Source organism: Evansella tamaricis, from assembly GCF_019042215.1.
GTDB lineage: Bacteria > Bacillota > Bacilli > Bacillales > Salisediminibacteriaceae > Evansella > Evansella tamaricis.
The window spans coordinates 1-9,553 of the sequence record NZ_JAHQCS010000031.1; the positions used below are offsets into that span (position 1 = coordinate 1).

General features: G+C 41.3%; 9 protein-coding genes. 2 read left to right on the forward strand and 7 right to left on the reverse strand.

Features of this window, described 5'->3' with window-relative positions:
- The 7 genes from KS419_RS01670 to KS419_RS01700 all read right to left on the reverse strand — a co-directional run.
- The coding region (locus tag KS419_RS01670; protein WP_217064356.1) for a hypothetical protein at positions 1–635 on the reverse strand (635 nt) is incomplete at its 3' end.
- 425 nt (positions 636–1,060) lie between these two features.
- Positions 1,061–1,477 carry a glycine cleavage system protein GcvH gene (gene gcvH, locus KS419_RS01675; protein WP_217064357.1) on the reverse strand — a complete coding sequence of 139 codons (417 nt, stop codon included), beginning with the start codon at positions 1,475–1,477 and terminating at the stop codon, positions 1,061–1,063.
- Between the two features lie 122 nt (positions 1,478–1,599).
- Positions 1,600–1,956 carry an arsenate reductase family protein gene (locus KS419_RS01680; RefSeq protein WP_217064358.1) on the reverse strand — a complete coding sequence of 119 codons (357 nt, stop codon included), beginning with the start codon at positions 1,954–1,956 and terminating at the stop codon, positions 1,600–1,602.
- A 144-nt stretch (positions 1,957–2,100) separates the two neighbouring features.
- A complete protein-coding gene (locus KS419_RS01685; protein WP_217064359.1) occupies positions 2,101–2,271 on the reverse strand; it encodes a hypothetical protein in 171 nt (56 codons plus the stop codon).
- A gap of 512 nt (positions 2,272–2,783) precedes the next feature.
- Positions 2,784–4,565 (reverse strand): acyl-CoA dehydrogenase family protein, encoded by a 1,782-nt coding sequence (locus KS419_RS01690; RefSeq protein WP_217064360.1) that lies wholly within the window; start codon positions 4,563–4,565, stop codon positions 2,784–2,786.
- 68 nt (positions 4,566–4,633) lie between these two features.
- Complete coding sequence (locus KS419_RS01695) at positions 4,634–5,812, reverse strand: acetyl-CoA C-acetyltransferase (protein WP_217064361.1); 1,179 nt, start codon at positions 5,810–5,812, stop codon at positions 4,634–4,636.
- A 21-nt stretch (positions 5,813–5,833) separates the two neighbouring features.
- A complete protein-coding gene (locus KS419_RS01700) occupies positions 5,834–8,221 on the reverse strand; it encodes a 3-hydroxyacyl-CoA dehydrogenase/enoyl-CoA hydratase family protein (protein ID WP_217064362.1) in 2,388 nt (795 codons plus the stop codon).
- A gap of 434 nt (positions 8,222–8,655) precedes the next feature.
- Here KS419_RS01700 and KS419_RS01705 point away from each other — a divergent pair, with 434 nt between their 5' ends.
- Together KS419_RS01705 and KS419_RS01710 are read left to right on the forward strand one after the other, a co-directional pair.
- On the forward strand, positions 8,656–8,943 hold the full coding sequence (locus KS419_RS01705) for a hypothetical protein (protein WP_217064363.1): 288 nt from the start codon (positions 8,656–8,658) through the stop codon (positions 8,941–8,943).
- Positions 8,944–8,961: 18 nt separating this feature from the next.
- Positions 8,962–9,303 carry a spore coat protein gene (locus tag KS419_RS01710; protein ID WP_217064364.1) on the forward strand — a complete coding sequence of 114 codons (342 nt, stop codon included), beginning with the start codon at positions 8,962–8,964 and terminating at the stop codon, positions 9,301–9,303.
- Positions 9,304–9,553: the final 250 nt, after the last annotated feature.

Here is a 9,553-nt window from a genome sequence, read left to right on the forward strand (position 1 = left end):
CCTGTGGCATGCCCGATATTAGGACGTCCTGTCCGTTCATCGGGCAAAGCGCCACGTCCTGTGGCATGCCCGATATTAGGACGTCCTGTCCGTTGAGGCAACTCGAAGAAGTACGCTAGAAGTCGGTACTTTGACTCAGTTTTCATTTCCGAAGTGCCCCTTAGCGAGTAGGCGCTGGAGCTAGACAAGAACAAACCTGTGGCGTGTCCTTTCGGGAACAATTTCGCTCTTCTTGTGACCGATTCAACATGACGGCGCAGCTTTCGGGAACAACTTCGCTCTTCTTGTGACCGAACCAACATGGCGGCGCAGCTTTCGGGAACAACTTTGGCCAACTTCTTACCGAACCACTCTTCGTCTCTCTCGTTCGGGAACAACTTACTCCAACTTCTGACCGAAATCCGTCTCGAGCTCCCCGTTCGGGAACAACTTGCTCCAGCTTCTGACCCAAACACTTCTCGTCCTTCCCGTTCGGGAACAACTTGCTCTAGCTTCTGACCGAATCCCGTCTCGTCCTCTCCGTTCGGGTACAACTTGAGACAACTTCTTACCGAAATCCTTCTCGAACATCCCGTTCGGGAACAAGTTGCTCCAACTTCTGACCGAATCACTTCTCGGCCTTCTCGTTCGGGCACAAGTTGCTCCAACTTCTGACCGAAACACTTCTCGTCCTTCTCGTTCGGGCACAACTTGAGACAACTTCTTACCGAAATCCTTCTCGTCCTTCTCGTTCGGGTACAAGTTGCTCCAACTTCTGACCGAAACACTTCTCGGCCTTCTCGTTCGGGCACAACTTGAGACAACTTCTTACCGAAATCCTTCTCGTCCTTCTCGTTCGGGTACAAGTTGCTCCAACTTCTGATCGAAATCCTTCTCGTCCTTCTCGTTCGGGTACAAGTTGCTCCAGATTCTTACCGAAATCCGTCTCGTCCCCCTCGTTCGGGAACAACTTCCTCGCAACTTTGGCTACATTCAACACTATATCAAAAAATCAACATTATCCTTAAACATAGCCAAATAAAAAGACCTTGAAAATTTATCCAAGGTCTTCTAAGAAATATTAATCTTCGCTGATCATTTCCTCATATTGTTCAGAACTCATCAAATTATCCACTTCAGAAGAATCTGTTGGTTCCACAATAATCATCCAAGCTTTTTCATATGGTGATTCGTTAACAAATTCCGGTGAATCATCTAATTCTTCATTGACCTCGACTACTTTCCCACTAATTGGTGCATATAGTTCAGAAACAGTCTTCACAGATTCTACACTTCCAAATGGCTCGTCTGCTTCAATGTCGTCTCCAACCTCTGGAAGTTCCACGAAAACGATATCCCCTAACTCCGATTGTGCAAAGTCAGTTATTCCGATTCGTACCTTTCCACCTTCCACTTTTACCCACTCGTGTTCTTCTGAATACTTTAAATCTTTAGGTAAATTACTCAATATTATCCCTCCAAAAATCTGTTTTAGCATAAATGAACATGGTTGCTCTTAACGATTTAAGTATGTAAGTGCAGTTTCACTAAATACTGCCTTCAAATAACACTATAGTACAATTTAGGAAACGGAATCAACTTTCTTGGAAAAAAACATGTTTATTTCCATATTTCCTCAAATGTCTCCTCTTTAAACCCAACCGTTACTTTTTCCCCGTCTGTTAAAATGGGACGCTTAATTAACATACCATCGGAAGCTAAAATGTCTAACAATTCCTCCTCTGTGGCAGTCTTTATTTTATCCTTAACCCCAAGTTCACGATATTTTTTCCCACTAGTGTTGAAAAATTTTTTTAACTCCAAATCACTTTTTTCGTATAATTCCTTTATTTCGTCTTTTGTCGGGGGATTGTTCACAATATGAACTGCCTCATAAGGAATGTTATTATTATCTAGCCACTTTTGAGCTTTTTTACAAGTACCACAAGCTGGATACTGATAAAAAGTTAAACTCATGTTCTCTTCCCTCCAATTCTAATTGCATTTGAATTCAGTACTGGAACATTAAAGATTTGTTCCAGTCCAATTTTACAAACCACAATCAATTTATTGATGCTATCTTATTTTATATTAATTCGAAGAACTGAGCTTAAATCCTGCTTATGATTTTTGATTTTTCTTCCTCGTGTCCTCTGGAGATAAGGTTTCATACGTTTCTTGTATGGAATCCATCGCATTCTCAGTACTTTGTGGATTGTATTCCTTTGCAAATTCTTCCATTGGGCTAATTTGTTTTTGTTCTTGAAAAAATTCGTTCTTTAGCTTTTTCACAAGTCACACACTCCCTTAAATAAATCCTTTTCAGTTAGTATGTTACATAATGTAAGAATGGAACCTTAGTAATATTTAGGTAGTATAGCAAAAGAGCCTCAATACAATCATTGAGACTCTTTTGCATAAAACAGAGGAGAATGCCCTTTCTTTTAGAAAGGAGGATATAATATTGGGGTTGGGGACCCCAAAATGGTTAACAATTTAATTTAAAGGCGTTTTCGCCTTTTATTTATTAGTTCCTTCGAAACTCAACCAGGTATTAACACAGCAAACTTTTTCGCAATACGCTCCTCCGGTGCTCGCAAAGTTCGGTTTATACCGTTCCGAACTTGCGATTCGCGCACCGGCTCCGCTAGTGCAAATGTTTTATTTTACTTTGATTTTCTTCCCTCCAACGCTCCTCCGGTGCTCGCAAAGTTCGGTTTATACCGTTCCGAACTTGCGATTCGCGCACCGGCTCCGCTAGTGCCGGCTTTCCACCAAAGGCTTTCGGGCCTTTGGTGGAAAGCCTATACTACATATTTTTCGGCTTGGATGATGGCTGCGGCTATTTCACGTTTTTTTGCTACTACATTCACTGGGGTATGACGAGTTAACTTTTTCAAAATGGAAAGCATGGTACGCATACTGTCTCCATCTTCCAGTGCAACGAGAGATTCTTTTGCAATAGCTTCGATACGATTAAATGCCTCTTGTGTATATACTTCTGTTAACAAAAGTTTTGTATTTGCTTTTTCAAGACCGTCTTTTGTAATCGCTTTTTCTGTTCGTAATACACAGCTTTCAATGTTATAAACTTCAGAAACAAGGTCTGCCAAGTTTGCTAGTAATTCTTGCTCCCGCTGAAGTTTTTCGCCATAAGTTTGAACGGCAGTTCCTGCTACCATCATAAAGATCTTCTTTGCATTTTCAAGTAAATATCTTTCTTGTTCCAACGGCTCATCCCCAACTTCTTGAGGCATCATCATCATAAGTTCTTCCTGTAAGGAACCTGCTTGCTCAAGAAAAGGAAGTTCCCCTTTCATGGCTTTTCGCATTAGCGTTCCTGGAACCAACATTCTGTTAATTTCATTTGTCCCTTCAAAAATACGGTTAATTCGGGAGTTACGATAAGCTGCTTCCACTTCATATTCAGCCATGAATCCATATCCCCCATGAATTTGTACCGCTTCGTCTACAACGAAGTCCAATACCTCAGAGGCAAAAAATTTATTGAGAGAACATTCGATAGCGTACTCGGCAATTGCTTTTCCTACAGCAGCACCATCTTTTTGTTCCTCATCAGAAAGTGCCTCAAAAGCAGCATCGATTAAGCCTCCAGTACGGTATATTGTACTTTCTGCAGCATACGTTTTTGCTGCCATTTCCGCAAGTTTCTTTTGAATTAATGTAAATTTAGAAATGGGAAGTTTAAACTGTTTTCGCTCATTAGCATATTTCACTGCAATCTCTACTAAACGTTTACATCCACCGACACAACCGACACCTAATTTCCAGCGTCCCACATTTAAAATATTAAAGGCAATCACATGCCCTTTACCGATTTCACCAAGGACGTTTTCTTTTGGTACTAATGCATCTTCTAGAATTAATGTTCGAGTTGAGGAACCCTTAATCCCCATTTTCTTTTCTTCCGGACCAGTAGAAACCCCTTCATAGTCTCGCTCTACAATAAATGCCGTAAAGTGTTCCCCATCAATTTTTGCATAAACAACAAAAACGTCAGCAAATCCTGCATTCGTTATCCACTGTTTCTCACCATTAAGCACGTAGTGGGTCCCTGCATCGTTTAATTTAGCAGTAGTTTTTGCACTCAGGGCGTCCGATCCAGAACTTGGTTCGGTTAATGCATAGGCAGCAATTTTTTCACCTGTTGCCAAATCTGGTAAATATTTTTTCTTTTGATCTTCATTTCCAAAAAATACAATTGGTAAAGTTCCAATTCCCACGTGGGCACCGTGGGATAAGGAGAAAGATCCTGCCCTTGAAAACTTTTCTGTAATTAAAGAGGAACTCATTTTATCTAATCCAATTCCACCGTATTCCTCTGGAACATCTGCTCCCAAGAGCCCCAATTCACCAGCCTGCTTTAAAAGTCTTACGGAAATATCAAATTGATGCTCTTCGATTTTCTCCACTTCTGGAACAACTTGCTCTACAATGAAATCCTCCGTTGTTTTTGCTATCATTTGGTGTTCATCTGTCAGGTCCTCTGGTGTAAAAACGCGGTCAGCAGTTATTTCCTCCAGTAGGAAACCCCCGCCTTTCACTGTTTTATCTGCAGTTGCCATGAAACATTCCCCCTATGAATGGTATTGATTTGAAATTATCAAACTAGTACTCTATTTTTTATGGCGATTTAAAGAAGTTCAAATACCCCTGCAGCACCCATACCGCCACCGATACACATAGTAACTACTCCAAACTGTTCCCCACGGCGCTTCATCTCATGGATAAGACTTAATGTCAACTTTGTACCAGTACACCCTAATGGATGACCTAATGCGATAGCCCCTCCGTTAACATTCACTTTGTCATGATCTAAACCTAGATGTCGAATAACTTGTAACGATTGGGATGCAAAAGCTTCATTTAACTCAAACAAACCAATATCTGACAATTCCAGCCCTGCCATTTTAACTGCTCTCGGAACTGCTTCCACTGGTCCAATTCCCATAACTTCAGGTGCAACTCCTGCTACTGTAAAGCTACGGAATTTCACGAGTGGTGTTAAGCCATCTGCTTCTGCCTGTTCTCGATCCATAACAAGAACAGATGCGGCACCATCACTCATTTGTGATGCGTTCCCTGCAGTCACTGTCCCTTTCACATTAAAGGCAGGTCTCAGTTTTGCTAACGTCTCTAGCGTTGTATCTGGTCTTACTCCTTCATCTTGTTCAAGTAAAACCTCTTTTTCCACTAGTTTATGTTTGTCATCTATAGACCGAAGGGTAACAGGAACTGGAACGATTTCATCTTTAAACTTTCCATCTGCGATTGCTTTCGCTGCACGTTTATGACTTTCTACGGCAAAGGCATCTTGATCTTCTCGGCTTATTTCATAGCGGCGAGCCACTTCCTCTGCCGTGTGTCCCATCCCCATATAGTACTCTGGTGCAGTTTCAACAAGGGTTGGATTTGGTGCAATCACATGGCCTCCCATCGGGATAAGACTCATGGATTCGGCTCCTCCAGCTAAGATAGCCTTTGAATACCCAAGCATGATCCGTTCTGCTGCATAAGCGACGGTTTGTAATCCAGACGAACAATAGCGATTGATCGTAATGGCTGGAACAGTATCTGGTAAGCCTGCTAGTGCGGAGATATTCCGTGCCATATTCATCCCTTGCTCCGCCTCTGGCATGGCACAGCCAATAATAACATCTTCAATTCGGCTTGCATCAAAATTATTTGCTCGTTTAAGGGTTTCCTTTAATGTGATTGCCCCTAAATCATCTGGTCTAACTTTTGCAAATGTACCTTTTTTTGCTTTTCCCACAGGCGTCCTAGCACCTGTGACGATGACCGCTTCTCTCAAGTAAATCCCTCCTCCATTCAATTAGTTGCGTAACGGCTTTCCTTTCGTTAACATATATGACATTCTCTCTTGTGTTTTTGGTTCACCAACAAGACTTAAGAATGCTTCCCGTTCTATATCCAATAAATATTGTTCATCCACTTCCGTACCTTTAGCTACTCTTCCACCAGCTATCGTGAACGCTAGTTTTTCCGCAATCTTCATATCATGTTCAGATATATAACCACTTAACTGCATTTGTTTTGCACCTAGTAGCATCGTTGCGTAACCTGTTTCTCCCACCACTGGAATCTTCTTTCGCTTCGGAGGCTGATATCCTTGATTTACAAGATGTAACACCTTAGCTTTTGCGTCGTGTAGGAGGTGGTCGCCGTTAATGCTGATTCCATCCTGTGGACGAAGGAAACCATATTGTTCCGCCTCATGAGCACTTGTGGCAACTTTTGCCATGGCTATTGTTTCAAACACTTGATTTGCAATTGGCTGCAGATCAAGTTGTGCCCCTTCTGGTAATCTCTCCATTTGACGGAGATAGAGTTCTTTATTTCCTCCACCACCAGGAATGAGTCCAACCCCAACCTCCACAAGTCCCATGTACGTTTCCATGGAAGCCTGAATGCTAGCAGATGGAAGACAGATTTCCGTTCCCCCACCTAATGTCATTTGGAATGGCGCAGACACAACAGGTCTTGTAGAGTATCTGATTTTCCCCATCGTATTCTGGAAATGACGCACCACGAGATCAATCTCTGGGAAGTTGAAATCCTGTGCTTCCATTAAAATCATCATTAAGTTTGCACCAACACAGAAGTTTTTCCCCTGATTGTTGATAACAAGACCTTTGTAGTTTTTTTCTACTTCGTCCACGGACTTTCCAATCATCTGTAAAACATCAAGCCCGATCGAGTTATTCGGTGACGTGAATTCCAGGACAGCAACATCATCACCAATATCCACTAATGATGCCCCAGCGTTTTTCATGATGACATTCCCATCATCTTTTACAGCCTTAATGTTAATAACTTTCGGATTGATATCAGCTTTGATATATTCACCATTATGGTAATATTCGCCGTACCCTTTATAAAAGCTGGTAGATCCATTTTCCAACATCTCTTTCACCCAAGAAGGAACAGTGTCGCCCTCTTCTTCCATTCGCTTCACCGATTCCTCCAAGCCAATGGCATCCCATGTTTCAAATGGACCCAATTCCCAGCCAAATCCCCATTTCATGGCGTTATCAATGGCATAAATGGAATCGGCCACCTCTGTACACTTCTCAGCAGTGTAGATCAGTACTGGTTTCATAATGTTCCAAACCAATTCTCCTGCTCGATCATCTGCATAAACAAGCGCTTTCATTTTTTCGGATCTTGATTTTGCTTGCTTACTTTTTTGGACGGATGGTGCTTTTAGTTTTTTCCGGGGAACATACTCCATTTTTTCGTAATCTAATTCAAGAATTTCACTGCCTTTTTCCCCTTTTTGCTTTAAGAAAAATCCTTGACCACTCTTTGAACCAAGCCACCCTTTTTCCGCCATTTCTCTCATAAAGGCTGGTGGGTCAAAAACTTCTTTTTCAGCGCCTTCCACTTCGTCATACACGTTCTTCGCCACATGTAAAAATGTATCAAGTCCCACAACATCTAAAGTACGGAAAGTGGCACTTTTCGGTCTTCCTAAAGCAGGTCCCGTAACAGAATCCACTTCCCCTATGGAATAACCCCTTTCCACCATCTCTCTTACTGTTACTAATAATCCATATGTTCCAATTCTGTTGGCGATGAAGTTCGGCGTATCTTTCGCTTCCACAACACCTTTTCCAAGGATATCTTCTCCAAATTGGCGCATGTACTCAAAAACTTCATCGGAAGTATCCTTTGTCCGGATCACTTCAAGTAATTTTAAGTAGCGTGGTGGGTTGAAAAAATGGGTTCCTAGGAAATGTTTTCGGAAATCCTCTGATCTCCCTTCCGCCATGGCTTCCACAGAAATACCTGATGTATTTGAGCTAACAATGGATCCCTCTTTCCGAAATTGATCCACTTTTGAAAAAACTTTTTGCTTAATTTCTAAATTTTCCACAACTACTTCAATGATCCAATCTACTTCTCCAAGCCGCTTCATGTCATCTTCCATATTGCCCGGTTCAATAAGGTCGGCGTTTTCTTTTCTTGCTAGAGGTGCAGGCTTTTGCTTTTTTAGTTTTTGAATCGCATCTGCTGCCAACCGGTTACGGACAACTTCGTCTTCCAATGTTAAGCCCTTTTTCTCTTCCGATGAGGTCAACGCTTTCGGAACGATGTCTAGTAAAAGTGTAGGAATTCCAATATTCGCTAAATGTGCAGCAATTCCAGACCCCATGACTCCAGATCCCAATACCGCAACTTTTCCAATTCTCCTTACCATGAAGACCCTCCTTCTCCCACTTTTTTGAATGAATACTCATTCATTTTTTCCGTAAAAATTTTTGCACGTCCTGTGCACGGTAGTACTTTCACGTTCTTTTCCCCTGTTCGTTCACGAAATGTTTACATCTAATACTATATAAAAATTTAGTGGATCACGCAAGGGTATTGACTGAAAATTTTATGGATTTTTATAATATGACTATTTAGAAAATAACGTGAGTACATGTTTACCTTCAAGTTAATGGGAATGAACTACTTATATGATTTCCTTATTGAATGGATCGGTGTTCATTTTTTCAACATTCTACTCTTCCTACAAATCTCATGGAAATTCTGTGACAAAAAATATATGCCCGTATAGGCTCCGTTCCAATGAGAACAATAATGAGTGATCAACGTTAACATTTTTTTATCACAAAAGGAGGATACAACATGCAACAACAAAATGCAGGCATGGGCCAAGGCCAACAACAACAGCAAAGCATCATGCCTCAACCACCAAATGTTGTAACTAGTAAAGATCATTTGTATATTACAGACATGTTATCCTGGAATCTACTTGCTATGAAAAAGGCGCACAACTTCGCTCAACAATGCCAAGATCAGCAAGTAGCACAAGCACTCGAAGCAGTTGGTAACATGCACAACAGACACTATCAAACAATCCTTACTCACCTGAACAACCAGCAACAACAAACGCAACAACAACAAATGCAATAAAGAAAGGGGGGCATCAACATGAATAATCAACAACAATCTTCAAAAATTCAAAATCCAAAGACGCAAGTACCAGAAACACCACAAATGAACGACCGCGATTACATTAATGACGTTTTAACTACAGAAAAATATATGACCGCAAGCTACTCTACCGCTCTAAACGAAGCGAGCCATGAATCATTGTACATGGACTTAGAACAAATTTTTACTGAAACTCAACGTTGCCAACGTGACTTGTTTAATTTGATGTTCCAAAAAGGCTGGTATAGTTTTGATCCTGCTCAGCAACAACAATTAAGTCAGTCCTATCAACAATTCACCGGTTACCAGTCGCAAAACCCATACACTCAAAGTAATTGATTTTTTCTTTGAATTTGTTCGCTCAACAAGGCCTGTTTTGGCTTTGTTGAGTTTTTTTATTAGCATTAACTTTAGCAAGAGTGAAGAGGGTTTTGATATTAGTTCGATTGACCTGGGGTTTTTGATCCTCGTTCAATTGAACCTGGTTCATTTACCCCTGGTTCAGGCTCCTTCATACTCGCTCATGCTCACGGATTGAACCTGGGGTTTTTGATCCTGGTTCAATCCAACCTGGTTCATTTCACCCTGG

Coding starts and splice junctions, on each gene's coding strand:
- KS419_RS01710 (WP_217064364.1), top strand. CDS start 8,962: ATGAATAATCAACAACAATCTTCAAAAATTCAAAATCCAAAGACGCAA.
- KS419_RS01680 (WP_217064358.1), bottom strand. CDS start 1,956: ATGAGTTTAACTTTTTATCAGTATCCAGCTTGTGGTACTTGTAAAAAA.
- gcvH (WP_217064357.1), bottom strand. CDS start 1,477: ATGCTAAAACAGATTTTTGGAGGGATAATATTGAGTAATTTACCTAAA.
- KS419_RS01690 (WP_217064360.1), bottom strand. CDS start 4,565: ATGGCAACTGCAGATAAAACAGTGAAAGGCGGGGGTTTCCTACTGGAG.
- KS419_RS01705 (WP_217064363.1), top strand. CDS start 8,656: ATGCAACAACAAAATGCAGGCATGGGCCAAGGCCAACAACAACAGCAA.
- KS419_RS01700 (WP_217064362.1), bottom strand. CDS start 8,221: ATGGTAAGGAGAATTGGAAAAGTTGCGGTATTGGGATCTGGAGTCATG.